A 26655-nucleotide genomic window follows, 5' to 3' on the forward strand; every position below is an offset into this window, starting at 1 on the left:
ATCTTTTATCTAAATTTTCAAAAAAATATTTATCTAAATAATAAAACAACGTTTTTGTTGAATAAGTTTATGGCAAACTTCAAGTAGCTTACGCATACAAGCAACTATCGCAACTTTCTTAGGTTTAAAATTATTAACAAGCCTATTGTATAAAGTTTTTAAATATTGAAAACCATTTTTGCCAGTTAATACCGCCATGTATAAAGCATCCCGTGGTATTTTTCTGCCTCCCCTAATAAATCTTCGTCCTTGCTTATTACCACTATCACGGGCGTACGGAGCTATCCCCACAATTGCTGACAATTCATTACTACTATAATTTTTATCCCCTAATTCAGGTACAAAACTAATTAGTTTTGTAGCCAAACATTTACCAATACCAGGTACAGTCTCTAATATTTTTACCTTCTCTTTTAACTCTTCTGACTCATCTATTGTTTTGTTTAACTTCTTATCAAGCTCAGCTATTTCATTTTGTAAGAATTTAATGTGTTTTTCTATACTATCTTTATCAATACCATCAATACTATGATGTAGTCTTTTCTTTTCATTGCTAAGCATTAATACTAAATCTTCTCGTCTTTGCTTATATCTCTTCAAATTCTCTGATTCAACTTGATATATATAATTCGCTGAAAGCTGCATCTTATCACCATAATATGCTAATTTAAATGCATCCTTCCTATCAGTTTTACACAAATTTACCGATTTACTAAAAGAATTAAAACTATATGTATTGACCTTATGTATTTGTTGCTTATTATTATACAGCTTTTGACAAATCTCAGCTTCGTATCCTCCAGTGGGTTCACATATTATTAGCTTAATCTCTTGCTCTTTTGCTAATTTAATCACCTCTTCATGACCAGCTGCATCATTGGCAAAACGATGATATTTAGGTTTATCGCTTGTATTATATACACATATATCAAGCCATTGTTTACTTACATCTAGACCTATTATTTTACTCATGATATAATCTCCTTCGTCTTATTGTGCAAGGCTGCTACTTCCAACACCTTCTGCAATTTGTTCAAAGCAAACTTTGTAAGAGGGTACTTATTCTATGCTCGATTATCTCAATCAAGTACCCCTCAAATCACCCTCTTACCATTACTTATATCATAATTTAAAGATATAAGTACCCTACAATTTTTGTAAAGATGGTATTAGGATAGAAAAAAGTTTTTGTTTGGGAGGTATTAATAATGTGGATATTAGCTGCGTTATGGCTGTTGTAGATTGATAAAAAGCATTTTTGATATGATCAAAGCCATAGGTAAATAATGAAAACAATTGTCTTTCAATGGTTTTGTACCGTTTTATTCGGATGGGATTTAAGGCATTTTGTATTATTCCATTTTTGACTATTAAAGCTGAAGCAATAGCAGTTATCACTAATAATTTTTCAAATCTATCCAATTTTACAATGTGACTTTTTTCAATATCAAAACCACCGCTTTTTAGGTGCAAAAATAGTCGTTCAACACTCCAACAAAATTTATATAAAGCAAAAATATCTTGCTCTATTTCAATTGAAGACACCAGAACCATCAGCTCGCTCTTATCATTTCTATATGCGGTAAAATTAACCTTTCTATTCCATAATATACCACTACAAGCCCTATACTCTAAGGCTTTAACATCACTAAATATTCTTTCAATGGTTAAAGTTCTTAAACCTTTTGTAAGACGAATTTTATGATCCATTTTTAATGGAATAACAAACTTTAGATGGTTATTTATCAGAAAGTCTAACCATTCTTTATTCATAAATTCTCTATCAGCAAGCAAATATTTTATTCTTTCAACGCCAAAATTATTAATAAATTTCTGTAAAAATTCCTTCATAAATTCTGCAGAACACCCGCCACCATGCGACAAAGTCTTCCAGAATATTGGCACCGATATTTTACCAATTACCATTACTAAAAATAAAATATTAATATCGGATTTACCAAATTTCCAACTTGTCCTATCCATTGCTACGACATAATTTTTTGAAGCAAAAAAGCTTAATAGTAAATAGCCAACCTTCATATAATCAAAATTAAAATCTTTTAAAAAACGATAAATTCTATGAGTTTTTGACGTCGCTTTAGCATCACCTAAAATACCAAGTGCTAAACCTTTTTGATAAATTGAGCTGCCCGTCAGCAAACTAATTACCATACCAACCAAACATTTTAATCTTGATTTATTTCCGTCTATATATAAAATCAATTCTTGAAGTATTATATTATGCATTTTGTTATAAAAATACCTACCTTATACTACTTCACACCACTCTAAATCAACCATTCTTCTTCATCTTCTCAAAATTGTAGGGTACTATGGACTGAGAGTCACTAATCTCCGCTGAGAATAAGCAACAGGAGGTATTAATGGACTCTCAATCACTATACCAAATATTATACATATTTTTAGATTGGCACCCAGCACGAATTAAAACATTTGCAGAATTAATTTGTGCAGTAGTAAAAGCTAAAACTGTGAGAATCAAAGAATTAGCACTGTATGTCGCTTCTAAAGGCAATTTGCATGCCAAGATTGTTAAAGTTGAGCGTTTGCTTTTAGAACAAAATATGTGCTTTATAAGTTTAGGAAAAATTATTGTTAAATTGCTCTGTCTAACAGGTAAAATTAGCCTTGCCATAGATAGAACCAGCTGGCAATTTGGTATTAAAAATTTGAATTTTTTTGTTGCAACCATTGTATATGGTAATATTTCAATTCCTATAGCATGGTTGTTACTTGATAAAAAAGGCAACTCTTCTACTAATGAAAGAAAGAAATTGATTGAGCAAATTTTAACAATTATACCTAAGGAAATGATAGAGCTTATCCTTGCCGATCGGGAATTTGTTGGAGAAGAATGGTTGCAATATATGGTTGGAATCCAAAAATTACCTTTTGCTATTAGGCTAAGAAAAAGCGAGAAAGTCAAGCATTTCAACGGTGGCAAGATGAAGTTGAATAAATGTTTTGCCGATATGCAAATAGGTAACACTAAAACTATAGAAAGCAAAATTTACAATGGTATGGCAATTAAAATAACTTGTTTGCAATTAGAAAGAGAGCAACTATTTATTGCTAGTAATGTCCTTATTGGTGAATGTGCTTTGCTAGCATATAAGCAAAGGTGGAGCATTGAGCGATCTTTTCTGTCTCTCAAATCATCTGGATTTAATATTGAAGATACCCACATTACAGATCAAAAAAAGCTAGAAAAACTATTTGCAATAGTATCTTTATCCTTAGCTATTTGCGTGCTTGCTGGTGACATTAAGAACAAAATTTATCCTATAAAGATCAAAAAACATGGTCGTAAATTATACTCATTATTTACTTATGGATTTGATTGGATAAAAGATTATTTTTATAACTCGTTAAGTGATACCCCTGCTATGTTGTTTTCATTACTACGAAAACACATTATACGTCAATTCGGGATAAGGGTATTGTGAACATGTAGATTAAAATCAAATTTTGTTGAAGGTTTATTTTTCTTTAATGAGTAAGCAACAAGAGTAGATAATATATGGACAAAGGCATTTATTGGTGATCTATGTCTAGTATGTTCAAGGTTCATTTTATTTTTTAGATAATCAAAAACTGTTTCAATTAAGTTACGCTTTCGAAGTAAGATTTTTTCTTTCAAATCCATTAATTTATTTTCCATATTCTTCTTAATTCCATGAATCATTTTTAAGCCTCTTTCATATAAATTTAAGAACAAATTTTGCTTAATATAACCTTTATCAGCTGCTATAATTCCAGTTAATCTTTTTGTTAACTCCGGTACTGGAACCCTATCATCTACATTGCCTTTGGTCACTTTTAATGCCATAAACTCCCCTTTATTATTGATTATTACATGTAATTTAAAACCATAAAAATACCCCATAGAGGATTTACTATGTTTGGCTAATCCTTTAAAAACTTTATTGCTATAACGCCTTTTATTGTGACAAGCTTTAATCGTTGTAGAGTCAATAAAATAAATACCTGTTTCCTCACCAAACAACAAATGAATCAACATATTTAGCGGTATGAATAATCGTGCCATTAATTCAACAAATCTATTATAACTCAAGGCTTTGGGAAAATCATCCTTATGCATGCACTCTATATAACTTTTATAGAAAAATTTAAAATTCTTAGCATAGGATGTATGAAACATAATTATTATTGTTAACATTTCACTTAGACTCATGCTACAACAGCGATTTCTTTGCTTATTTGATGGTAATAACTTTCTCTGTTCATACTCCAAATAAATTTTACAAAAATCATCTATAAAACTATATAATTCTGTGATATCTTTTTTCATGCCTGTAGTTTGTTTTTTTGTTTAAAAATATAAATACTGCAGGCACTCCTTTTTGACAATCCTTTTATCTATTACTATTTCATCTATATCTTATCCCGAACTGACGTATTATGATTGCTTTTCAACTTCAACAATAACTGTGGGGTACTTATATCTTTAAATTATGATATAAGTAATGGTAAGAGGGTGATTTGAGGGGTACTTGATTGAGATAATCGAGCATAGAATAAGTACCCTCTTACAAAGTTTGCTTTGAACAAATTGCAGAAGGTGTTGGAAGTAGCAGCCTTGCACAATAAGACGAAGGAGATTATATCATGAGTAAAATAATAGGTCTAGATGTAAGTAAACAATGGCTTGATATATGTGTATATAATACAAGCGATAAACCTAAATATCATCGTTTTGCCAATGATGCAGCTGGTCATGAAGAGGTGATTAAATTAGCAAAAGAGCAAGAGATTAAGCTAATAATATGTGAACCCACTGGAGGATACGAAGCTGAGATTTGTCAAAAGCTGTATAATAATAAGCAACAAATACATAAGGTCAATACATATAGTTTTAATTCTTTTAGTAAATCGGTAAATTTGTGTAAAACTGATAGGAAGGATGCATTTAAATTAGCATATTATGGTGATAAGATGCAGCTTTCAGCGAATTATATATATCAAGTTGAATCAGAGAATTTGAAGAGATATAAGCAAAGACGAGAAGATTTAGTATTAATGCTTAGCAATGAAAAGAAAAGACTACATCATAGTATTGATGGTATTGATAAAGATAGTATAGAAAAACACATTAAATTCTTACAAAATGAAATAGCTGAGCTTGATAAGAAGTTAAACAAAACAATAGATGAGTCAGAAGAGTTAAAAGAGAAGGTAAAAATATTAGAGACTGTACCTGGTATTGGTAAATGTTTGGCTACAAAACTAATTAGTTTTGTACCTGAATTAGGGGATAAAAATTATAGTAGTAATGAATTGTCAGCAATTGTGGGGATAGCTCCGTACGCCCGTGATAGTGGTAATAAGCAAGGACGAAGATTTATTAGGGGAGGCAGAAAAATACCACGGGATGCTTTATACATGGCGGTATTAACTGGCAAAAATGGTTTTCAATATTTAAAAACTTTATACAATAGGCTTGTTAATAATTTTAAACCTAAGAAAGTTGCGATAGTTGCTTGTATGCGTAAGCTACTTGAAGTTTGCCATAAACTTATTCAACAAAAACGTTGTTTTATTATTTAGATAAATATTTTTTTGAAAATTTAGATAAAAGATAATTGCTATGAAAGTTGATATATGGTCTCAGGATGAAACTCGAGTTGGGCAACAAGGTAGCTTAACTCGTATATGGGCTAAGCGTGGCACTAGACCCCGTAAAGTTCGGCAACAGCAATTCATTTCAACATATATTTATGGAGCTGCTTGCCATGATACAGGAGAAGCTTTTGCATTAATTTTACCATATGCAAACACACAGGCAATGAATAAATTCTTAGAAGAGCTTTCTCGCAGTATTCAAGGCAACCGACATATAGCTTTACTAACGGATAATGCAGGTTGGCACACAGCCAAAAAACTAACTGTGCCAAGCAATATCACTTTGATACCGCTTCCGCCCTATGCACCGGAACTTAATGCAATGGAACAAGTTTGGGAATGGATCAAAAATCATTTCTTGTCTAACCAATGTTATGGTGTATATGAAGATATCGTCACTATGGCTTGTTACGCTTGGAATCAATTTGCTCATAATGTAGATTTAGTAAAATCAATTATGTATAGAGACTGGATAAACACACCGTGTTAATTATTGCAATTGGTATAAAACCATTTGTATGGTTTTATATGGTGCCAAAAAAATGTAATAATAGATTTATTTTGCATGAGTTATTTATTGTTTAAGAATTAGAATAACTAATTTTAACCTGAATTAGTATTGAATAAGCACCTATAGTGCTGTCTATTAGCGAGGAGCCATAGCTTGAGTAAAGCAGTCCATTTTTAATCGTTTTTTTAGATTGCTTCGTCGTGTTTACACACTTCTCGCAATGACGCTAATGCTAAATACTAATCGGATTTATAACGTTGCCAATTCAGGTTAATTCACTATATCTATAAATATAACAGATTTTTTTGCTCCACTAATAGTTGTTTTCATTATTTTTGCGGTATTGGTTATTTTTTTTATTCCCTAACTCAGTACATTACTGTTGCAACATATCGTCATTGTGAGGAGGCGTAAGCCGGCGAAGCAATCCATTTTTGTGTCACCCCTGCTTCGGTGCGGGGTCTAGATTCCCGCCTACGCGGGAATGAAATAATTTGTCGGAGAGGCTTTATTCATTACTTCCATGACAATATTTATATTTCTTACCGGAACCACAAGGACATATCTCATTTCTAGCCACCTTTCCCCAACTTGATGGATCTGATGGTATTCTATCCTGTGGATTGACTTGAGTTTTAATAGGTTTAAGCTGAGTTTCAATACTAATCCCTGCATTATATTTACTAAAAGCAGGGTCTTCCCTAGTTTCTCGCATGGTCTTTTGCAGTGTTTTGTTTGCCAAAGACATTGATTCTTTTTTAATGTGGCTAGTATCCATATGAAGATGACAAACTTTCTGGATAAATAGCTCCTTCAAATTATCAAGCATTTGTTCAAATAAATTGAACGCTTCTCTTTTATACTCGTTAAGTGGATCTTTCTGAGCATAAGCCCTTAGTGATATACCTTGTCGTAAATGATCTAAATTATGTAAATGATCTTTCCATACTTGGTCTAAAGTTGTTAGTAGAATATATTTAATTGCGTCATTCATCAAGTCAACGCTATATGCTGTATTCTTTGCCTGGTATAGGTCATTTACCATTTGCACAACATTAGATGTCACCTCTATCTCGGTGACGTTAGCCTTGGTTATAGATTCTTGATTTAGTTTTATAGCAAAAATACGTTGCAACTCTCCTGTTAGAGCATTTACATCCCAGTCTTCCCTATAAGAACCGGGGGGAATGAAAGTTAATACCACTTTTTCCACTAGTTCTTTTGTCATGCTAGCTAAAAAATCATGGGCAGAGTTTGATGCAATTATATCAGTACGTTGTTCGTAAACTATCTTACGTTGATCGTTCATAACATCATCAAAACGTAATAAATTTTTACGTATCTCGTAATTATGTCCTTCAACCTTCTGCTGAGCCTTCTCAAGTGAACGGCTAATCATAGGGTGATGGATTGCTTCACCATCTTTTAAACCTAACGTTCTTAGGACTCCAGAAATACGATCTGAAGCAAAAATACGCATAAGGTCGTCTTCTAGAGACAAGAAGAATTTTGTATTACCTGGATCACCTTGTCTACCGGCTCTTCCTCGCAACTGGTTATCTATTCTACGACTCTCATGCCTTTCGGTACCTATAACAAATAATCCCCCAGCCTCTATTACCCGCTGCTTCTCTTCAGATATTTGCTCCTTTATTTTGATCATTTCTAATTGATACTGTTCATCAGGTAGGTTTTGTAGAGAAAGTTGCTCTATTAGCATTTCCGGATTACCACCAAGCATAATATCGGTACCACGACCTGCCATATTGGTGGCAATAGTCACAGCCTTAAATCGCCCAGCTTGAGCTATAATAAATGCTTCTTGTTGATGAAATTTCGCATTTAAAACATTATGGGTTATTTTATTTATGGTAAGTAACTTAGAAATTTCTTCAGACTTCTCTATACTAACTGTTCCAACCAAAACAGGTTGACCACGATCATAACACTCTTGTATTAATTTTATAATAGCTTGATATTTATCGTGTTTATTGCCGTAAATTTCGTCATCATAATCAACCCTAGTGATTGGATTATGAGTAGGAACAGCTAGTACATCAAGATTATATATGTCCTTTAACTCTGTAGCTTCGGTCATTGCCGTACCAGTCATGCCTGATAATTTGGGATAATTCCTAAAATAGTTTTGAAAAGTAATAGAAGCCAAAGTTTGATTTTCGTTTTGAATTGGCACATGTTCTTTTGCCTCTAGCGATTGGTGTAACCCTTCAGAATAACGTCTACCTTCCATCACCCGCCCAGTAAATTCATCAATAATCATCACTTTGCCATCACGTACCAAATAATCAACATCACGATTGAAGAGAATATGTGCTCTCAATGATTGATTGACATAATGAACCAAACTTAAATTCTCAAAATCATAAAGGCTTGAACCTTGTTCAATAAGATTATTGGTCACAAGCATTGATTCTACATGAGTTATACCATCCTCAGTAAGATTAACGGTTCGTAATTTCTCATCTTTTTCGTAATCTTCATCTTTAAACTGACAAACCAATTTATCAATCTTAGTGTATAAATCCGAGCGGTCATCTACTGGACCCGATATAATTAGTGGAGTTCTTGCTTCATCAATTAAAATTGAGTCAACTTCATCAATAATAGCGAATTTAAAGGGACGAAGTACCTTAGAGTCTTCGCTATATTTCATGTTATCTCTGAGAAAATCAAATCCAAGCTCGTTATTAGTTGTATGAGTAATATCTGCTCTATAGGCATCATGTCTGTCTTTGTCACTGATATTAGCAACGATACACCCAACAGATAATCCTAAGAAATTATATATCTTCCCCATCCACTCAGCATCACGTTTTGCTAAATAATCATTTACCGTAACAACATGTACTCCTTCACCAGTAAGAGCATTCAAATATGCCGGTAATGTGGCAACTAAAGTTTTTCCTTCCCCTGTACGCATTTCAGTAATCATCCCACGATGCAATATCAATCCACCAATTAGCTGAACATCAAAATGCCTCATTCCATAGACTCTTCTTGCAGCTTCTCGTACGACAGCAAAAGCTTCATAGGTTAGGTCATCTAATGACTCCCCATCTTTTAATCTTTGCCTAAATTGCTCTGTTTTATTTCTCAATTCATCATCAGAAAGCTTTTGTATTGATGGTTCAAGCAAATTAATCTTTTCAATTTCTAAAAATAGTTTTTTGATATTTCTATCGTTTGCTGTGCCGAATAATTTTTTAAGTAAAGAAAACATTTATATCCTAAATTCTGTAAATAACCTTATAAAATAGGGTATTTTATAATATTTATCAAACAAATTGTAAATAGATATTGACGTCAGGTGGTTATCATTATAAAATCTAGCCATAATAATAAATATAAATGGATAACAAATGAAAAGAATATCTATAGTTTTTTTATCTGCTAGCTTACTTGCGAGCAGTGCTTTCGCTAACGAAGATAAAGTTGTTGCTACCTATAAGGGTGGCGAAGTAAAAGAATCGCAGATTATGCAGCAATTCCAATCTTCTTTAGATAACCAACCAAGTGCTAAAGGTAAGAAATTTTCTGATCTTAATGCAAATATACAGGAAATGTTAGTTCGTGGTTATATCGATACAAAATTGCTTGAGCAAGAAGCTAAAAATTCTAATATTGAATCTTCAAAAGAATTTCAAGCTAAATTGAATATAGCGAAAAACCAAATGGTTCAGCAAGAATTGATGGAGCGTTATGTAAAATCTCATGTTGATGAGAAGATGATTAATGCTGAATATGATAAGCTAGTTGCTAGCTTAAAAGGAAAAGAAGAAGTAAAAGTAAGCCATATTTTGCTTGCAACTGAAAAAGAAGCAGTAAATATAAAAAATAGGCTTAATAAAGGAGAAAAATTTGCTAAGCTTGCTAAAGATTTGTCAAAAGATGAAGGTTCTAAAGAAAATGGCGGAGAAATAGGCTATATTACTTCTGGGCAATTAGTACCTGAATTTGAAAATAAAGCATTATCAATGAAAGTAAATGAAATCTCTTCTCCGGTTAAAACTCAGTTTGGGTGGCATATTATTATGGTTCTTGACAAAAGACCTGCACAGATACCTTCTAAAGAGGAAGCTACCGCTAATATAACCAATAGGCTTAGTAGGGATGCTATATTAAAGTATGTCGCTGATCTTGAGAGTAAAGCTGATGTCAAAATAATGTTACCACAGTCACAAGTAACAGATGAGTCTAAAAAATAGCCTAGTATTATATTCAAAGATGTGCTAAGGGTAGAGATCATGCCTTAAACAAGTTTTGGTCTCTTTACCTCTTTTGCAAACGCTAGACCTTTGTAGTCAATTCAGGAGAGTTTGGGGTTAGGAACGATGGATCCTATAAGTAATAGGCGAGCATTGAGCGATGACGTCACCAACTTCTCATCAGTTGACTATAGACCTTTAGTAAAAAACGGCCAGATAGCTCAGTTGGTAGAGCAAAGGATTGAAGATCCTTGTGTCGCTGGTTCGATCCCGGCTCTGGCCACCATCTTTAACAAATGAAATTTGCCAAAAAGTTTCTTTGTCTATTTAGTGACTCACCTTACAAATATCCCTCATGGCAATTTAAAAATTGCAAAAATAATCGACATCATTGCGAGGAAGCTACTTTAGTAGCATTGAAGCAATCTAATGAATGTGGATTGCCACGACCACGTAGTGGTCTCGCTAATAGCGTCTTGTACTTTTTTGGAATTCTTAAATTGTCATGTGGTTTATGCATATGTGCGTAAGGTGAGTAACTAATTAATTTAACTATAATACTAATCGAGTTAGCTATATTTAAGTATACGTCTTGATTTGCAATAAAACTCTGATATTATGCAAATTGAAAAATTTAATTGTAACGCATAATTTACAGCTAATTGCATGACAATTAGCAATTGGGATAATCGTTGACTGATGAATGATATCTTCTCTAGTACATTACCTATTCTTTTAATTCCCTTACTTGGTAGTATTATCAAAAGGAAATGGTTAACTTCTGAAGAATTTTGGAGGGGGATAGAAAAATTATCGTATTTCTTTCTTTTTCCTATCATGCTTTTCAATAGTATATCCGTAGCTGATTTAAATGCATCTTCTATAATAAGGCTGGTACTTGCATTAATCATCTCTTCTTCTATTATTGCTGTTGCTTTAATTATTTATCAGAAAAAAACCAACTTTGATAAAATTCAGTTTACTTCAACCTTTCAAGGGGCAGTACGCTATAATAATTATATCTTTTTTGGCGTTAGTAGTCCTCTTTTGGGGCAGGAAGGACTTGCTATAGTATCGGCGATTGCATCCTATATGATTATTTTTACCAATATCATATCAGTAATGATTTTTTCACATTATGTTCCTGATAGTTCTGTAGCTCAGAGTTCTAAAACTAGCTTTATATGGACACTTAAATTAATAGTACAAAATCCCTTGATTATCGCTAGTATTATTGGATTCCTTTTTAATTATTCTAATTTAGAATTGCATCTTATCATAAAAAAAACCTTATCTACCCTATCTGATTCTGCTTTAGCTATAGGTATGCTTAATGTTGGAGCAGGTCTTAAATTCTTTATGCGTGGTACGATTCTGAAAAATGTATTATTTACTAGTTTTGTTAAGTTAGTGGCTTTTCCTATTGTTACAATAATTGTATTGTCATTAATGTCAATTACTGGTACTGCTAAATCAGTTGGGGTTCTATATAGTTGTTTACCATGTGCCAGTACCTCTTATGCTTTATCACGTCAGCTTGGTGGAGACCCAGAATCTATGGCATCAATTATTACTTTCACAACACTTTTTTCAATAGTTTCATTGTCAGTTCTGATGTGGATAAATATCTAATAGTAGAAAACTTGAAGTAATTAAGGAGTAACATTTATGGATGAAATGAATAAAATAAATTATCTCAAAGCCTTAGAATATCATAGCAATGGGAAACCAGGAAAAATTGCTATTGCTGCAACTAAGCCTTTGGATACTCAACAGGACTTGGCTTTGGCTTATACGCCAGGGGTAGCAGCACCATGTCTTGAAATTGCTAAGAATATAGATGACGTTTATAAATATACGGCTAGAGGTAACTTAGTTGCTGTAATAACTAACGGCACAGCCATTCTTGGTCTTGGTAATTTGGGGGCAGCTGCGTCAAAACCGGTAATGGAAGGAAAAGCCGTTTTATTCAAAAAATTTGCTGATATTGATTCTATCGATCTTGAAATAGATACTACTGATCCAGATGAGTTTATTAATGCCGTAAAATATCTTGGTTATAGTTTTGGCGGTATTAATTTAGAAGATATTAAATCTCCTGAATGTTTTATAATTGAGGAAAAATTAAAAAGTTGTATGCAGATACCGGTTTTTCATGATGATCAGCATGGAACGGCTATTATTGCTGCAGCAGGTCTTATTAATGCAACATATATTACAAATCGTTCATTGGATAATTTAAAAATTGTAGTAAGTGGTGCAGGGGCGGCAGCAATTGCTTGCATTGAATTACTAATTGCTTTTAGTGTCGACAAAAAAAATGTTATACTATGTGATAAAATGGGGGTTGTTTACAAGGGTCGAAAAGAAGGGATGAATGAATGGAAGGAATTATACGCTGTCGAAACCGATTTGCGTACCATAAGTGATGCTATGAAGTCAGCTGATGTATTCCTTGGTTTATCTTCTAAAGGTGCGGTATCAAAAGAAATGGTAGCTAGTATGGCTCAAAATCCCATTATTTTCCCGATGGCTAACCCAGACCCAGAAATTACTCCAGAGGATATACAGTCAGTTAGAAGTGATGCGATTATTGCTACAGGACGCTCTGATTACAATAATCAGCTTAATAATGTTATGGGATTCCCGTATATTTTCCGTGGAGCTTTAGATGTTAGAGCTACTACTATCAATCAGGAAATGAAAATAGCTGCAGCCCTTTCTTTAGCGGAGCTAGCAAGACAAGCTGTACCCGATGAAGTTTATAAAGCATATCCTGGTAGAAAAATGATTTTTGGTCCAGAGTATATAATTCCTGTACCATTTGACCCAAGATTAATTACCACTGTTTCGATGGCAGTAGCTAAGGCAGCTATAGATAGTGGGGTTGCTAGAATTACAGATTTTGACTTCAAGAATTATGCAAAGGAATTGGAAAGCAGACTAAATCCTACCTCGCATTACATGAATCTGTTATTTGAAAGAATCCAACAATCAGTGCCTAAAAGAGTAGTCTTTGCTGAGGGCGAGGAAGAAGAGGTAATTAAGGCTGCTATTATTATGCGAGATGCTGGTCATGCTCACCCTATCCTAGTAGGTAGGTATGATAAAATATCTGCTGTTTTAAATAAAATAGGTATGAATTATGATTTAGATGGTATTACCGTAATGAATGCGGCTATTAACCAAAATCTTAATAAATATATAGATACTCTTTATAGCCAATTACAGCGTAAAGGGTATTTATACCGTGACTGTGCTAGACTTGTTAAAAGTGATAAAAATATATTCTCAGCTATCATGATAGCTTGCGGCGATGCAGATTGTATGGTTACTGGCGTAACAAAGAGCTATTATAATAGTTTAGAGGATATTATGAAGGTAATGGAACCCAAAAAGAATAATAGAATATTGGGATATTCTATTATGATTACCAAGGAACATAATATAATTATTGCTGATAATAGCGTGACTGAACTGCCAAGTGAGCAAGATCTCGTAGAAATAACCTTGCAAACTGCCAGTATAGCAAAAAATATAGGAATGACGCCAAAGATTGCTCTACTTTCCTTCTCAACTTTTGGTAATCCAATGAGAGAAAAGGCAAATAGAGTACGGGAAGCTGTTAGAATCCTAGATAGGATGAATCTAGATTTTGAATATGATGGTGAAATGTCAGCTGATGTTGCTCTGAACCCCAATTTACGTAATTCGTATAAGTTTTGTCGGTTATCAGGTTCCGCTAATGTCTTGATTATGCCTGGTCTGCATTCAGCTGCAATCTCAACGCAACTATTACAAGAATTAGCCAGAGGTGTTTTTATCGGACCAATAATTAATGGTTTTGAATATCCGGTACAAATAGTAAGAATGGGGGCATCAGCAAGTGAGATAACAAAAATTGCCACATTTGCTTGTATAGATGCAATAAACCTTTAGGATAATTTAGGAGACTGCCTGCAATAACTAAAGTAATTCTATTTTTGTTATTCCCGCTTCGGTGCGGAATCTAAACCCCTACTTACGCAGGGGTAACACTAAGTTAAGCAGGTCAGATGGTTTTATTTCAGGATATTTTTCTGGTCTAGCTAAAAAATAACCAATATTTTCGTTGTCAGAATGCATTTCTATATAAGAGCCATAAATACGATTATCAAAACCACCATCTTTCTGTTTCTTAATAAACCGCTTGGCTTCAATTTGTTCCATCGATAAGTTGTATTCTTTACTTAATGCATAAATCACTTCAAGCAAATCAGCTAGTTCTTCAGAAACTTCATCGGATGTTTTTGCATCAATCACTTCTTGTGCTTCTTCCAACAATTTATCCTTAAGACGCTGGATATATTCATCTTCTTTCATACTACGTTCAAATACCGAAACACCACGAGACCGCATAATTCCTGGTACTAAATCACGAATGAGTTTATCAATTTTAAAACAATATTTTCTTGTCATAATTTTTTCGTTATAATTTTTTGTAATAGTAACTCACCATACGCATAACCCTATTATAGTCAATTGATGAGAAGTTGGGGACGTTGTCGCTCAATGCTTGCCTATTACTAGGCGTCGCTCCATCGCTCCTAGCCCCAAATTTTCCTGAATTGACTATACACAAATAATTTTCTAAAATAATATCTTTTGTTATTAGTGGCACTAAATATTTATGCTATATTTATTTTATAACTGATATAAGGTATTAATTAAGAGCGTTTTTATGGCAAAAATTAAAATAACAGAAAAAGAGAGAGATAGCTACATATCAAATAAATCATTTTTGGAACATGTTTTCATATATGCTATTAAAGCTGGGGACAATAAAACACTTGAATTACGTCAGTTCGGGATAAGATATAGATGAAATAGTAATAGATAAAAGGATTGTCAAAAAGGAGTGCCTGCAGTATTTATATTTTTAAACAAAAAAACAAACTACAGGCATGAAAAAAGATATCACAGAATTATATAGTTTTATAGATGATTTTTGTAAAATTTATTTGGAGTATGAACAGAGAAAGTTATTACCATCAAATAAGCAAAGAAATCGCTGTTGTAGCATGAGTCTAAGTGAAATGTTAACAATAATAATTATGTTTCATACATCCTATGCTAAGAATTTTAAATTTTTCTATAAAAGTTATATAGAGTGCATGCATAAGGATGATTTTCCCAAAGCCTTGAGTTATAATAGATTTGTTGAATTAATGGCACGATTATTCATACCGCTAAATATGTTGATTCATTTGTTGTTTGGTGAGGAAACAGGTATTTATTTTATTGACTCTACAACGATTAAAGCTTGTCACAATAAAAGGCGTTATAGCAATAAAGTTTTTAAAGGATTAGCCAAACATAGTAAATCCTCTATGGGGTATTTTTATGGTTTTAAATTACATGTAATAATCAATAATAAAGGGGAGTTTATGGCATTAAAAGTGACCAAAGGCAATGTAGATGATAGGGTTCCAGTACCGGAGTTAACAAAAAGATTAACTGGAATTATAGCAGCTGATAAAGGTTATATTAAGCAAAATTTGTTCTTAAATTTATATGAAAGAGGCTTAAAAATGATTCATGGAATTAAGAAGAATATGGAAAATAAATTAATGGATTTGAAAGAAAAAATCTTACTTCGAAAGCGTAACTTAATTGAAACAGTTTTTGATTATCTAAAAAATAAAATGAACCTTGAACATACTAGACATAGATCACCAATAAATGCCTTTGTCCATATATTATCTACTCTTGTTGCTTACTCATTAAAGAAAAATAAACCTTCAACAAAATTTGATTTTAATCTACATGTTCACAATATCCTTATCCCGAATTGACGTGAATTGTTAAATAGTAGGTGTCCTAATTTCAATTATTTTATTAAAATTAAACCAGAAGATTTATTTAAAGTATTAACGCACTTAGTCGTAAGTGATAAACATGAAAAGATAGTAAAATTAATAATTAACAAATTTGACAGTAATTTAAGTCAGCAAAGAGATACAAAAGAGGCAACTTTACTTGATCAAGCTGCTTGCTATGGAGCCGCAAAAATTGTAAAAATCTTACTTGCAAATAAATTTGATCCTAATAATCAAGATTTTTATGGACATACTGCGTTACATCGTGCAGTAACTGTTAATATTCTAGAAACTGTTCGTTTACTGATTAAACATCCTAGAATAGACTTAAATATTCAAGATCAGGACGGTAATACACCACTTCACTTAGCAATTTTTCATAAGGATTATTTAATATTAGGAGAATTAAAAAATGTAGGAGCAAAGCAAAATGTAGCAAATAAAAGAGGCTACAATTATGTTGAACTCTATAAGGCGTTGGTGAAGGAAAGTGCCAAAGTTACAATGCCAAACTTACAACCACCTGAGGAAAAAGAAAACGCCAAATTCTATGAAGGAATGACAAATTTTTATAAGGGTATTTTATCGGATAAAAATCAAGAAGAATATTTTGTCAGGGCTATCAATAGTATAAAAACCTTCCTTAGTGGATTGCCAATATCTTATGACACAAAAGACTTTGCTAGTGAAAGCTTATTTGCATTAGTTAAATTATATGAATACTATAAATATAAAGATTGTAAAGATAGTAATAAATTACAAAAATATATCATAGATAAAGCAGAAGCTTGGGGGGTATCTAATGTTTTAGCAGTATTACATAATACAAACGAAAAAATTGAGCCTGAGTGTAGTAAACAGGAGTCGGGACTGTTAATTGCATCAATGAGTTTATATGATGATACAGCAGTACCAGTTGGTTCTTTATGCTTTAGTAATGATGATGGTATGAATTTAACTGGCAAGATAGATTAGTTTTTTAAGTTATTTTATAAAAAATGGTTCCTATTTTCTTATATTTAGATCATAATCCGTCGTTGTTGTTTATGGGAAAAGATCAAAAAGTAATAATAAATGACTATTGACAAAAATATACCAAATTATCTGACGATAGCTCGTATAGCGGTTATTCCAATTATTGTAATGACCTTTTATCTAGATAGTTCTAAACTTGCTCATAGAATTGCAGCGATATTATTTGTTTTAGCTAGTATTACTGATTTTTTTGATGGTTATCTTGCTAGGAAGTTTGATTTAGTATCAGGATTTGGTAAAATGTTTGATCCTATAGCTGATAAATTATTAGTAGGTTGTGTAATTATAATGTTGGTAAAAAAAGGAATTGCAGGAGAGATACCGTGCTTATTAATTTTGGCCCGTGAATTTTTGGTGGCTGGGTTACGTGAATTTTTAGCTTTAATTCAAGTAAGTATTCCTGTATCTAGATTAGCTAAGATTAAAACATTTACCCAAATGTTCGCTTTGTCAGTATTAATTCTTGGTTCTAAAGGTTCGGGTATAATTCACATGGATTTAATAGGGCAAATAGCTTTATGGATTGCCGCACTTCTGACTGTCATAACAGGATACTCATATTTGCAGGCTTGCAGTAAATATTTTTAAACAAGTAGGCTTTTGTAAAAAAATTGATTACCAAAAAGCAATATTACTATTAGTTCGTTTTTTCTTTTAAAATAATTATTCATTAACAATGGAAAAAATTAAATTTATTGACATAATAGTAACTTAGCGTAGCATAAAAAGTGTGATATATAACTAAATATAGGGGTATTTAAGCTGTGACATGTGGTTATCAAGCAGCTAATGAACCTAAGAGGCTGTGGGGTAATTATCTTCAACAGTTTCCTAGGGCATTTTGTGTAATTTTCAACTATTAGTTTATTGATTTATGAAAGGGCAAAATTCACCATATCTAGATAAATTAAGAAAAAATTTATTCAAGATATTTACCTTAATTTTTATAGTTTATAACCTCAGTTTGATGTAAGAGCAAGGTTGAGATTGTTTAATTTTCCAAAAGCTACAGAAATTTTATTAGGCTTAAAAACATAGGCAAGCAGTCCAGCTAATACGTTAGTTTGAAAATTCATAACAGATCTGTGCCTTGTATGGTCTATATGACAAAGGTTTTTTAGTTGATCGTTAATGGTTTCAATAATATACCTTTTATTTAAAAACCGCTTTTTAATAGGATCTATTATTCTTTCTTTCATATTACTTTTAATTTTTGTTATTAGTTCTAAACCTTGATTAGCAAGGGATTGAGTGAGTTTTTTACTGATATACCCACGATCACCAAAAAGCCAGCCTTGTAATTTATCTACTAAATTTTCCACCACTGCTCTATCATCAACATTTCCTGGAGTTAAAGAAAAACTCATAATCTCTCCGCAACTGTTAATGACAATATGTAGCTTACAACCAAAGAACCACCCAGTGGAAGTCTTACCTCTTTTTGCTATGTCTTTGAATACTTTATGTCTATTAATTCTTAAATTATGGCAAGCAGGAAGTTTAGTAGAGTCGATATAATATTGACCAGTTTGTTTTCCTGATAGGCTTTTTAGCAGTAACACCATGGGCATGAAGCTCATTGGCATTAACTGAACAAAACGACTATAGCTCACAAGTTTTGGAAATTCCTTTCTATAACTTTGACATAGGCAGCATAAATAAAAATCTTTAAAGGTACGGTAGTGACTCAAGTGAAACATTACTATAATAGTAATAATCTCTGAGAGTCCTATACTGCAAACTACTTTACGCTTACGGTTAGGATTTGGTAATATATATTTATTTTGCTCCGTATCAAAATGCTTGCAAAAATCATCAATTAAGCAGAAAATCTCCGTAAGAGGGATCATAATATATTCTCCAATTTTGTTGTTATTATTCGAGAACTTTATAATCCCTCCCTTCTTACTTTTCAAATATTCTTTCTAACAAACTGGTTTGAAAGAAGGTTTTATTTTTACCATAGCTCACCACCAACAGTTTGTTTATGTTATTACATAATGCTTAGCATTTTGTTTGGTGCTTACGTCAAACTCAGGTTAGTTTATAGCACAATTATAATATCATTATATCAATATTATAATGATAAAGTTGAGATGAAAAAAACACAAATTCTGCAAACCAATTATGACAGAATAGTAGAGATAAGTATGACTCAATAACTAACCAGCTGAAGCTGGTAGGTTGAAGTTGCGACTAGAAGTCACGGATTTACTCTAAAGAGATATTCATTACATTATTAGGCTGATGTGCATCTGAATGATTGTTAATGTAGTTATTGATTATATCATCAGTGACATTACCACTGGTTGAGCTAAAGAAGCCCCTAGCCCAAAAGTGGCGTCCCCAGTAAGTTTTTCTAATTTCACGTCAATTCGGGATAAGGATATTGTGAACATGTAGATTAAAATCAAATTTTGTTGAAGGTTTATTTTTCTTTAATGAGTAAGCAACAAGAGTAGATAATATATGGACAAAGGCATTTATTGGTGATCTATGTCTAGTATGTTCAAGGTTCATTTTATTTTTTAGATAATCAAAAACTGTTTCAATTAAGTTACGCTTTCGAAGTAAGATTTTTTCTTTCAAATCCATTAATTTATTTTCCATATTCTTCTTAATTCCATGAATCATTTTTAAGCCTCTTTCATATAAATTTAAGAACAAATTTTGCTTAATATAACCTTTATCAGCTGCTATAATTCCAGTTAATCTTTTTGTTAACTCCGGTACTGGAACCCTATCATCTACATTGCCTTTGGTCACTTTTAATGCCATAAACTCCCCTTTATTATTGATTATTACATGTAATTTAAAACCATAAAAATACCCCATAGAGGATTTACTATGTTTGGCTAATCCTTTAAAAACTTTATTGCTATAACGCCTTTTATTGTGACAAGCTTTAATCGTTGTAGAGTCAATAAAATAAATACCTGTTTCCTCACCAAACAACAAATGAATCAACATATTTAGCGGTATGAATAATCGTGCCATTAATTCAACAAATCTATTATAACTCAAGGCTTTGGGAAAATCATCCTTATGCATGCACTCTATATAACTTTTATAGAAAAATTTAAAATTCTTAGCATAGGATGTATGAAACATAATTATTATTGTTAACATTTCACTTAGACTCATGCTACAACAGCGATTTCTTTGCTTATTTGATGGTAATAACTTTCTCTGTTCATACTCCAAATAAATTTTACAAAAATCATCTATAAAACTATATAATTCTGTGATATCTTTTTTCATGCCTGTAGTTTGTTTTTTTGTTTAAAAATATAAATACTGCAGGCACTCCTTTTTGACAATCCTTTTATCTATTACTATTTCATCTATATCTTATCCCGAACTGACGTATTTCAGGAAATTCTTGCTGAATTTTATATGATGAACGTCCTTTAGCTGCTTTAACAAACTGACTAATGGATATATGAGGTGGAATTTCAGCCATAATATGGACATGATCGGCAGATAATATTCCATTGATGATTTTGATACCAAGATATTCTGCTACCTGAGCAATAATTTCTCTAATTCTAATCCTGAGGTTACCTGTGAGTACTTTGTATCGATACTTAGTAATCCAAACGATATGGAAGCGGTGGTAAAATACGGTGTGGCTAGACTTACTATAATCAGTCATATATATTATTCTCTATTCAGAGAATAATATATATGATAACATTAGTAAATTGAAATATTTTAGAACAAGGACTGAAGTCTTTTCCGGCTGAAGCCGGAGGTTTTAACCAAATTTTGGGACAATAAACTTTCTTCTTTAGCATATTACTTATCTAGCAATATTCAGGACAAAAACATTTCAATTAACATTACTAGTAGTGAGATTGAGGTATGTACTGAAGCACTAAAATGTAAAAATTATAATATTTTCCGTTTTGGGGAACTATTAAATTGGTATATTCCAGAATTCATTAATTACAAGATAGAACTGAATAAAAATTTTCTTTATTCAAAGACTAAAATGCAAAATTATCAAATAGATAAAATATACCATATTAACGATTCTTACCAACTTAATATTAGCCTGGCAATTAATAGTGTATTTGGGCATAAAGTAGAAACAGATATCAAAAGAAGTTTTTGGCTATTAACTGCATTTATTATAGCTAATATGGTCTTGTTATATGTTCTATTAAAAATATTATTTAGCAGTTTCAGTAAGTCTTATGCATTACATTATCAAGATGAACATACTGCAGAATTAGAGCAACTCAAACTTAATCATCAAAGGGAATTAAAACATTGTGAAACCTTCCTAATGAAAAAGATTTGGAATAATGATTTTAATAAACAAAAAGATTTGGAAATTAATTGTTTATTTGCTCAAGAAGCTAATCAAATATCGTTGCTTGATAATAATTCCAATAATCAAGAAGATATGCTCAAGGATTATAGGTTAAGAAACTTTGGTGATAAAGTACCTTGCTCTATAACATTGTACCAAGAAAATAAAATAGAAGAAATTGATACCACTAAATTAGTTGATTTATTTATTGATAGATTTAATCAGGAAGATGAGAATATATCGTTTAAAATTTCCAGTAAAGCAAAAATATTACATTTTTCTTCTAATGCAGCATTGTATCAAATAATTTATAGTGTTATTAGCTATCTATTCTTTTTGTTAAAAAGCCAGCCTTTTGTTACCAAGCATAATATTAAATTAACTATTGATAGTATAAAGCAAAAGGTGGTACTACATTTTGAATATGATGGTTACCCTATAATGACAGCACAAGAGCTGCTAAAAACGTCAAATAATTTTTTCAAAACCCATGCTAACCCTTTTCTACTTAATCTAAGTCAAGTATTTAATCTATTACAAACGAATGGTTATAACTATCAAGTAAGTCATAATCAAAGTAATGTTATAGAGATTTACTCAAATGACTTGAAGAATTGGAACAACCAACAAGAAGAAAACGTCATTTTATTAAACTCTTTAATTAAGAGAAAAAAATGAATAAGAAATTTTTGTTACTTATAATATTAATTATGGTCAATGATTCATTTGCCCAGGAACAAATATCTAATTTGATTATACCAGTTAGTTATTTTGTAAGCCACGAGAATCAGCGTAATGCTTAAGGATAGCTTAAGTAAACATAAACAGGTAAGTATAGTAGGCACTAGTGGTATTGGCAAAACGCAATTTGTTAGAATGCACGCCTATGATAATAAGGCTGATTACGATATTATTTGGTTTTTTGATTGTAATGTTGATCTTAATGGGCAATTTTTTAAGTTAGCTAAACAGCTTAATAGTATTAGAAATGCTAATATATCTGAAAATATTACTTTAGCAAAGAAGGAAGTAATATCGTATTTAACTGACAAGAATAAGTGGTTATTAATATTTGATAATCTAAAAATTAATGAAAATAACAAAGTTCAAGAGTTTATTGATTGGGAGAGTAATGGAAATATAATATTTTGTTCGCAAGATAGTGAGAATTTACCTAACACTATAGAAATGGCTTTATTTGACAAAGATACTACCACTATTTTAGCTAATAATTTATTAAATAACCTGAGTTTGACGTAAGCACCAAACAAAATGCTAAGCATTATGTAATAACATACATAGTACCCCACACTTTTATAAAAGCCTATCCTGATGCGGTAAACAGACATTTCTTATTACTACTCTAACTAACTATTTAATTGGACTTTGGACAAAATACCCTATTTTTTTACAAAATAGTAAGTTTTATAAAAAACTAGTATTTTTAGCTAACTTTTTAAAAAGTTTATTAATCTATAGTTAATATTTTTACAATTTTAGATAATTGTTTTATATAATAGATAAATTATAAGTTGCTAAATATAGGCTAAATTATTTTGTCCAAAGTCCAATATTTAAGATATTACGGCTTCTTATTTATCTAAAAATGTTTTTATATCTTTCTTTTTAAGATTTTTGATCTTGAATTTACCCCATCAGGATCGGCTTTTATAAAAGTGTGGGGTACTTATATCTTTAAATTATGATATAAGTAATGGTAAGAGGGTGATTTGAGGGGTACTTGATTGAGATAATCGAGCATAGAATAAGTACCCTCTTACAAAGTTTGCTTTGAACAAATTGCAGAAGGTGTTGGAAGTAGCAGCCTTGCACAATAAGACGAAGGAGATTATATCATGAGTAAAATAATAGGTCTAGATGTAAGTAAACAATGGCTTGATATATGTGTATATAATACAAGCGATAAACCTAAATATCATCGTTTTGCCAATGATGCAGCTGGTCATGAAGAGGTGATTAAATTAGCAAAAGAGCAAGAGATTAAGCTAATAATATGTGAACCCACTGGAGGATACGAAGCTGAGATTTGTCAAAAGCTGTATAATAATAAGCAACAAATACATAAGGTCAATACATATAGTTTTAATTCTTTTAGTAAATCGGTAAATTTGTGTAAAACTGATAGGAAGGATGCATTTAAATTAGCATATTATGGTGATAAGATGCAGCTTTCAGCGAATTATATATATCAAGTTGAATCAGAGAATTTGAAGAGATATAAGCAAAGACGAGAAGATTTAGTATTAATGCTTAGCAATGAAAAGAAAAGACTACATCATAGTATTGATGGTATTGATAAAGATAGTATAGAAAAACACATTAAATTCTTACAAAATGAAATAGCTGAGCTTGATAAGAAGTTAAACAAAACAATAGATGAGTCAGAAGAGTTAAAAGAGAAGGTAAAAATATTAGAGACTGTACCTGGTATTGGTAAATGTTTGGCTACAAAACTAATTAGTTTTGTACCTGAATTAGGGGATAAAAATTATAGTAGTAATGAATTGTCAGCAATTGTGGGGATAGCTCCGTACGCCCGTGATAGTGGTAATAAGCAAGGACGAAGATTTATTAGGGGAGGCAGAAAAATACCACGGGATGCTTTATACATGGCGGTATTAACTGGCAAAAATGGTTTTCAATATTTAAAAACTTTATACAATAGGCTTGTTAATAATTTTAAACCTAAGAAAGTTGCGATAGTTGCTTGTATGCGTAAGCTACTTGAAGTTTGCCATAAACTTATTCAACAAAAACGTTGTTTTATTATTTAGATAAATATTTTTTTGAAAATTTAGATAAAAGATAATTGCTATGATTACTTATAGGCGTCGCTCCATCGCTCCTAGCACCAAATCCCCCTGAATTGACTATAGGAGGTTATCGGAGAATAAAAATTGACCGTATTTAGGGTAAATTCTCTATTCTTCAATAGGCTCCTAGTGTGTATCTAAATCATTAAGTATATGAAAGTATAATACCAATTGCAATAATTAACACGGTGTGTTTATCCAGTCTCTATACATAATTGATTTTACTAAATCTACATTATGAGCAAATTGATTCCAAGCGTAACAAGCCATAGTGACGATATCTTCATATACACCATAACATTGGTTAGACAAGAAATGATTTTTGATCCATTCCCAAACTTGTTCCATTGCATTAAGTTCCGGTGCATAGGGCGGAAGCGGTATCAAAGTGATATTGCTTGGCACAGTTAGTTTTTTGGCTGTGTGCCAACCTGCATTATCCGTTAGTAAAGCTATATGTCGGTTGCCTTGAATACTGCGAGAAAGCTCTTCTAAGAATTTATTCATTGCCTGTGTGTTTGCATATGGTAAAATTAATGCAAAAGCTTCTCCTGTATCATGGCAAGCAGCTCCATAAATATATGTTGAAATGAATTGCTGTTGCCGAACTTTACGGGGTCTAGTGCCACGCTTAGCCCATATACGAGTTAAGCTACCTTGTTGCCCAACTCGAGTTTCATCCTGAGACCATATATCAACTTTACATCTATCGATATTTTTTGGTAATAATTTTGTTAACATGTCTGGGAAGTTTTTTTATATGTATTTTGAGTCTCTTGATTTGACTTTGGATGCATTGAACGAGAAGTAATACCAATTGCAATAATTAACACGGTGTGTTTATCCAGTCTCTATACATAATTGATTTTACTAAATCTACATTATGAGCAAATTGATTCCAAGCGTAACAAGCCATAGTGACGATATCTTCATATACACCATAACATTGGTTAGACAAGAAATGATTTTTGATCCATTCCCAAACTTGTTCCATTGCATTAAGTTCCGGTGCATAGGGCGGAAGCGGTATCAAAGTGATATTGCTTGGCACAGTTAGTTTTTTGGCTGTGTGCCAACCTGCATTATCCGTTAGTAAAGCTATATGTCGGTTGCCTTGAATACTGCGAGAAAGCTCTTCTAAGAATTTATTCATTGCCTGTGTGTTTGCATATGGTAAAATTAATGCAAAAGCTTCTCCTGTATCATGGCAAGCAGCTCCATAAATATATGTTGAAATGAATTGCTGTTGCCGAACTTTACGGGGTCTAGTGCCACGCTTAGCCCATATACGAGTTAAGCTACCTTGTTGCCCAACTCGAGTTTCATCCTGAGACCATATATCAACTTTACATCTATCGATATTTTTTGGTAATAATTTTGTTAACATGTCTGGGAAGTTTTTTTATATGTATTTTGAGTCTCTTGATTTGACTTTGGATGCATTGAACGAGAAGTAATCCAGCTAAAACCAAGGCGGTGCATAGTATTGTAGACTGTTTTTAAAGCGCATTTAGCACCATATTCCTCAAGTAACATGATATGTAGCTCCTTTCCAGTTATATACCCACCAGTTTTACTTTCACTGAGCGTATTGATTTTATCAAAAAGAGCAGACTCTTGTATAGTGTTAATCTTCCTAGGGGCGCCGCTTCTTTGTGATTCAAATAATCCTTCAAAACCATGATTCCTAAATCTTCTGAGCCATGATTGCACAGTTTTCCAGTGTGACTTCACTATTTCAGATATGGCTTTTAAAGATTTGCCTAATTGAAGGTGATACATCGCCAATAAACGTATACGATTTCGACCATGCGGCTCATGTTTCATCATTTTTATAAAATCATGACCATGAAAACCTTGTGGTAATATTAACCTAGCCATTTGAGTACCTTTATCAGTTAAAAACCCATTTTACACCACTGTGTTAATTATTGCAATTGGTATTACACAAAATTCACTTTCCAAACTAATGGAGATTCGCCAACTTAGAATATAACGACTATACCAGTCAATAATAGCTACTAAATATACGAATCCTTGGCTCAGTCTTATATACGTTATATCTGCACTCCAAACCTGGTTTGGCAATACTATTTCTAATCCTTTTAGTAAATAAGGATATATTTTATGCGCTTGATTCCTCTTGCTTAAATTTATTGTCCCAAAATTTGGTTAAAACCTCCGGCTTCAGCCGGAAAAGACTTCAGTC

General features: G+C 32.1%; 24 protein-coding genes, 1 tRNA gene and 2 pseudogenes. 13 read left to right on the plus strand and 14 right to left on the minus strand.

Features of this window, described 5'->3' with window-relative positions; all coding sequences use genetic code 11:
• Window positions 1–33 precede the first annotated feature (33 nt).
• Window positions 34–972: an IS110 family RNA-guided transposase gene (locus tag NBW66_RS02115; RefSeq protein ID WP_250310767.1), complete on the minus strand. Its 939-nt coding sequence runs from the start codon at window positions 970–972 to the stop codon at window positions 34–36.
• Between the two features lie 174 nt (window positions 973–1146).
• Complete coding sequence (locus tag NBW66_RS02120; protein ID WP_250310625.1) at window positions 1147–2247, minus strand: transposase; 1101 nt, start codon at window positions 2245–2247, stop codon at window positions 1147–1149.
• 137 nt (window positions 2248–2384) lie between these two features.
• On the opposite strand from NBW66_RS02120, the gene NBW66_RS02125 reads away from it, so the two are divergent.
• Window positions 2385–3467, plus strand: coding sequence for an IS4 family transposase (locus tag NBW66_RS02125; RefSeq protein WP_250311612.1), 1083 nt, complete (start codon window positions 2385–2387; stop codon window positions 3465–3467).
• Here NBW66_RS02125 and NBW66_RS02130 read toward each other — a convergent pair.
• A complete protein-coding gene (locus NBW66_RS02130; protein WP_250311613.1) occupies window positions 3443–4333 on the minus strand; it encodes an IS982 family transposase in 891 nt (296 codons plus the stop codon). The genes NBW66_RS02125 and NBW66_RS02130 overlap by 25 nt on opposite strands.
• A 317-nt stretch (window positions 4334–4650) precedes the next feature.
• On the opposite strand from NBW66_RS02130, the gene NBW66_RS02135 reads away from it, so the two are divergent.
• The gene (locus tag NBW66_RS02135; RefSeq protein WP_250310767.1) at window positions 4651–5589 is read left to right on the plus strand and encodes an IS110 family RNA-guided transposase; all 939 of its coding nucleotides are present in this window, start codon (window positions 4651–4653) and stop codon (window positions 5587–5589) included.
• A gap of 40 nt (window positions 5590–5629) precedes the next feature.
• Window positions 5630–6154: an IS630 family transposase gene (locus NBW66_RS02140; RefSeq protein ID WP_250311614.1), complete on the plus strand. Its 525-nt coding sequence runs from the start codon at window positions 5630–5632 to the stop codon at window positions 6152–6154.
• A gap of 529 nt (window positions 6155–6683) precedes the next feature.
• Here the strand turns inward: NBW66_RS02140 and secA are convergent.
• Window positions 6684–9416: a preprotein translocase subunit SecA gene (gene secA / locus NBW66_RS02145; protein WP_250311615.1), complete on the minus strand. Its 2733-nt coding sequence runs from the start codon at window positions 9414–9416 to the stop codon at window positions 6684–6686.
• A 139-nt stretch (window positions 9417–9555) separates the two neighbouring features.
• On the opposite strand from secA, the gene NBW66_RS02150 reads away from it, so the two are divergent.
• The 4 genes from NBW66_RS02150 (at window position 9556) to NBW66_RS02165 (ending at window position 14340) form a co-directional block, all read left to right on the plus strand.
• On the plus strand, window positions 9556–10401 hold the full coding sequence (locus NBW66_RS02150; RefSeq protein WP_250311616.1) for a peptidylprolyl isomerase: 846 nt from the start codon (window positions 9556–9558) through the stop codon (window positions 10399–10401).
• A 210-nt stretch (window positions 10402–10611) separates the two neighbouring features.
• Window positions 10612–10687: transfer RNA gene (locus NBW66_RS02155), tRNA-Phe, on the plus strand.
• 413 nt (window positions 10688–11100) lie between these two features.
• On the plus strand, window positions 11101–12033 hold the full coding sequence (locus tag NBW66_RS02160) for an AEC family transporter (RefSeq protein WP_094648722.1): 933 nt from the start codon (window positions 11101–11103) through the stop codon (window positions 12031–12033).
• 36 nt (window positions 12034–12069) lie between these two features.
• Entirely contained in the window at window positions 12070–14340 is a 2271-nt protein-coding gene (locus NBW66_RS02165) for an NADP-dependent malic enzyme (RefSeq protein ID WP_250311617.1), read from the plus strand.
• 78 nt (window positions 14341–14418) lie between these two features.
• On the opposite strand, the gene NBW66_RS02170 is transcribed toward NBW66_RS02165, so the two are convergent.
• Both NBW66_RS02170 and NBW66_RS02175 read right to left on the minus strand, forming a co-directional pair.
• The gene (locus tag NBW66_RS02170) at window positions 14419–14859 is read right to left on the minus strand and encodes a nucleoside triphosphate pyrophosphohydrolase (RefSeq protein ID WP_250311618.1); all 441 of its coding nucleotides are present in this window, start codon (window positions 14857–14859) and stop codon (window positions 14419–14421) included.
• A gap of 10 nt (window positions 14860–14869) precedes the next feature.
• Window positions 14870–15061 carry a hypothetical protein gene (locus NBW66_RS02175; RefSeq protein WP_250311619.1) on the minus strand — a complete coding sequence of 64 codons (192 nt, stop codon included), beginning with the start codon at window positions 15059–15061 and terminating at the stop codon, window positions 14870–14872.
• Window positions 15062–15344: 283 nt separating this feature from the next.
• Here NBW66_RS02175 and NBW66_RS02180 point away from each other — a divergent pair, with 283 nt between their 5' ends.
• The 3 genes from NBW66_RS02180 (at window position 15345) to pgsA (ending at window position 17882) form a co-directional block, all read left to right on the plus strand.
• Window positions 15345–16235, plus strand: a complete 891-nt coding sequence (locus NBW66_RS02180) for an IS982 family transposase (protein WP_250310582.1) — start codon at window positions 15345–15347, stop codon at window positions 16233–16235.
• Window positions 16236–16241: 6 nt separating this feature from the next.
• On the plus strand, window positions 16242–17234 hold the full coding sequence (locus tag NBW66_RS02185; protein ID WP_250311620.1) for an ankyrin repeat domain-containing protein: 993 nt from the start codon (window positions 16242–16244) through the stop codon (window positions 17232–17234).
• 99 nt (window positions 17235–17333) lie between these two features.
• The gene (gene pgsA / locus NBW66_RS02190) at window positions 17334–17882 is read left to right on the plus strand and encodes a CDP-diacylglycerol--glycerol-3-phosphate 3-phosphatidyltransferase (protein WP_250311621.1); all 549 of its coding nucleotides are present in this window, start codon (window positions 17334–17336) and stop codon (window positions 17880–17882) included.
• Window positions 17883–18253: 371 nt separating this feature from the next.
• Here the strand turns inward: pgsA and NBW66_RS02195 are convergent, their stop codons facing one another.
• From NBW66_RS02195 to tnpA, 4 genes and pseudogenes are all read right to left on the minus strand, one after another.
• Window positions 18254–19144, minus strand: a complete 891-nt coding sequence (locus tag NBW66_RS02195; RefSeq protein WP_250311622.1) for an IS982 family transposase — start codon at window positions 19142–19144, stop codon at window positions 18254–18256.
• Window positions 19145–19505: 361 nt separating this feature from the next.
• Window positions 19506–19658 (minus strand): transposase, encoded by a 153-nt coding sequence (locus NBW66_RS02200; RefSeq protein ID WP_410525846.1) that lies wholly within the window; start codon window positions 19656–19658, stop codon window positions 19506–19508.
• A 6-nt stretch (window positions 19659–19664) separates the two neighbouring features.
• Complete coding sequence (locus NBW66_RS02205; RefSeq protein WP_250310582.1) at window positions 19665–20555, minus strand: IS982 family transposase; 891 nt, start codon at window positions 20553–20555, stop codon at window positions 19665–19667.
• A gap of 100 nt (window positions 20556–20655) precedes the next feature.
• A pseudogene (gene tnpA, locus NBW66_RS02210) lies at window positions 20656–20949 on the minus strand (IS200/IS605 family transposase); the annotation flags it as partial.
• A gap of 339 nt (window positions 20950–21288) precedes the next feature.
• Between tnpA and NBW66_RS02215 the strand changes: the two are divergent.
• The 3 genes from NBW66_RS02215 to NBW66_RS02225 all read left to right on the plus strand — a co-directional run bounded on the left by NBW66_RS02215 (window position 21289) and on the right by NBW66_RS02225 (window position 24407).
• Window positions 21289–22290, plus strand: coding sequence for a hypothetical protein (locus tag NBW66_RS02215; protein WP_250311624.1), 1002 nt, complete (start codon window positions 21289–21291; stop codon window positions 22288–22290).
• A 117-nt stretch (window positions 22291–22407) separates the two neighbouring features.
• The gene (locus NBW66_RS02220) at window positions 22408–22872 is read left to right on the plus strand and encodes a hypothetical protein (RefSeq protein WP_250311625.1); all 465 of its coding nucleotides are present in this window, start codon (window positions 22408–22410) and stop codon (window positions 22870–22872) included.
• A gap of 596 nt (window positions 22873–23468) precedes the next feature.
• Window positions 23469–24407, plus strand: coding sequence for an IS110 family RNA-guided transposase (locus NBW66_RS02225; RefSeq protein ID WP_250310767.1), 939 nt, complete (start codon window positions 23469–23471; stop codon window positions 24405–24407).
• A 219-nt stretch (window positions 24408–24626) separates the two neighbouring features.
• On the opposite strand, the gene NBW66_RS02230 is transcribed toward NBW66_RS02225, so the two are convergent.
• From NBW66_RS02230 to NBW66_RS02245, 4 genes and pseudogenes are all read right to left on the minus strand, one after another.
• Entirely contained in the window at window positions 24627–25187 is a 561-nt protein-coding gene (locus NBW66_RS02230; protein WP_250310543.1) for an IS630 family transposase, read from the minus strand.
• A gap of 85 nt (window positions 25188–25272) precedes the next feature.
• Window positions 25273–25833 carry an IS630 family transposase gene (locus NBW66_RS02235; protein WP_250310543.1) on the minus strand — a complete coding sequence of 187 codons (561 nt, stop codon included), beginning with the start codon at window positions 25831–25833 and terminating at the stop codon, window positions 25273–25275.
• Window positions 25827–26327 carry a helix-turn-helix domain-containing protein gene (locus NBW66_RS02240; RefSeq protein ID WP_250310542.1) on the minus strand — a complete coding sequence of 167 codons (501 nt, stop codon included), beginning with the start codon at window positions 26325–26327 and terminating at the stop codon, window positions 25827–25829. Before NBW66_RS02240 ends, NBW66_RS02235 begins: the two co-directional genes overlap by 7 nt.
• 63 nt (window positions 26328–26390) lie before the next feature.
• Window positions 26391–26600 (minus strand): annotated as a pseudogene (locus tag NBW66_RS02245) (DDE-type integrase/transposase/recombinase); the annotation flags it as partial.
• Between the last annotated feature and the right edge of the window lie 55 nt (window positions 26601–26655).

Source organism: Rickettsia endosymbiont of Oedothorax gibbosus (assembly GCF_936269705.1).
Taxonomy (GTDB): Bacteria; Pseudomonadota; Alphaproteobacteria; order Rickettsiales; family Rickettsiaceae; genus Tisiphia.

Excerpts from the sequence above, each read along its gene's own strand:
- NBW66_RS02115 (WP_250310767.1), bottom strand. The coding sequence starts at position 972 with ATGAGTAAAATAATAGGTCTAGATGTAAGTAAACAATGGCTTGATATA.
- NBW66_RS02120 (WP_250310625.1), bottom strand. The coding sequence starts at position 2,247 with ATGCATAATATAATACTTCAAGAATTGATTTTATATATAGACGGAAAT.
- NBW66_RS02125 (WP_250311612.1), top strand. The coding sequence starts at position 2,385 with ATGGACTCTCAATCACTATACCAAATATTATACATATTTTTAGATTGG.
- NBW66_RS02130 (WP_250311613.1), bottom strand. The coding sequence starts at position 4,333 with ATGAAAAAAGATATCACAGAATTATATAGTTTTATAGATGATTTTTGT.
- NBW66_RS02135 (WP_250310767.1), top strand. The coding sequence starts at position 4,651 with ATGAGTAAAATAATAGGTCTAGATGTAAGTAAACAATGGCTTGATATA.
- NBW66_RS02140 (WP_250311614.1), top strand. The coding sequence starts at position 5,630 with ATGAAAGTTGATATATGGTCTCAGGATGAAACTCGAGTTGGGCAACAA.
- secA (WP_250311615.1), bottom strand. The coding sequence starts at position 9,416 with ATGTTTTCTTTACTTAAAAAATTATTCGGCACAGCAAACGATAGAAAT.
- NBW66_RS02150 (WP_250311616.1), top strand. The coding sequence starts at position 9,556 with ATGAAAAGAATATCTATAGTTTTTTTATCTGCTAGCTTACTTGCGAGC.
- NBW66_RS02160 (WP_094648722.1), top strand. The coding sequence starts at position 11,101 with ATGAATGATATCTTCTCTAGTACATTACCTATTCTTTTAATTCCCTTA.
- NBW66_RS02165 (WP_250311617.1), top strand. The coding sequence starts at position 12,070 with ATGGATGAAATGAATAAAATAAATTATCTCAAAGCCTTAGAATATCAT.
- NBW66_RS02170 (WP_250311618.1), bottom strand. The coding sequence starts at position 14,859 with ATGACAAGAAAATATTGTTTTAAAATTGATAAACTCATTCGTGATTTA.
- NBW66_RS02180 (WP_250310582.1), top strand. The coding sequence starts at position 15,345 with ATGAAAAAAGATATCACAGAATTATATAGTTTTATAGATGATTTTTGT.
- pgsA (WP_250311621.1), top strand. The coding sequence starts at position 17,334 with ATGACTATTGACAAAAATATACCAAATTATCTGACGATAGCTCGTATA.
- NBW66_RS02195 (WP_250311622.1), bottom strand. The coding sequence starts at position 19,144 with ATGATCCCTCTTACGGAGATTTTCTGCTTAATTGATGATTTTTGCAAG.
- NBW66_RS02205 (WP_250310582.1), bottom strand. The coding sequence starts at position 20,555 with ATGAAAAAAGATATCACAGAATTATATAGTTTTATAGATGATTTTTGT.
- NBW66_RS02215 (WP_250311624.1), top strand. The coding sequence starts at position 21,289 with ATGCAAAATTATCAAATAGATAAAATATACCATATTAACGATTCTTAC.
- NBW66_RS02220 (WP_250311625.1), top strand. The coding sequence starts at position 22,408 with ATGCTTAAGGATAGCTTAAGTAAACATAAACAGGTAAGTATAGTAGGC.
- NBW66_RS02225 (WP_250310767.1), top strand. The coding sequence starts at position 23,469 with ATGAGTAAAATAATAGGTCTAGATGTAAGTAAACAATGGCTTGATATA.
- NBW66_RS02230 (WP_250310543.1), bottom strand. The coding sequence starts at position 25,187 with ATGTTAACAAAATTATTACCAAAAAATATCGATAGATGTAAAGTTGAT.
- NBW66_RS02235 (WP_250310543.1), bottom strand. The coding sequence starts at position 25,833 with ATGTTAACAAAATTATTACCAAAAAATATCGATAGATGTAAAGTTGAT.
- NBW66_RS02240 (WP_250310542.1), bottom strand. The coding sequence starts at position 26,327 with ATGGCTAGGTTAATATTACCACAAGGTTTTCATGGTCATGATTTTATA.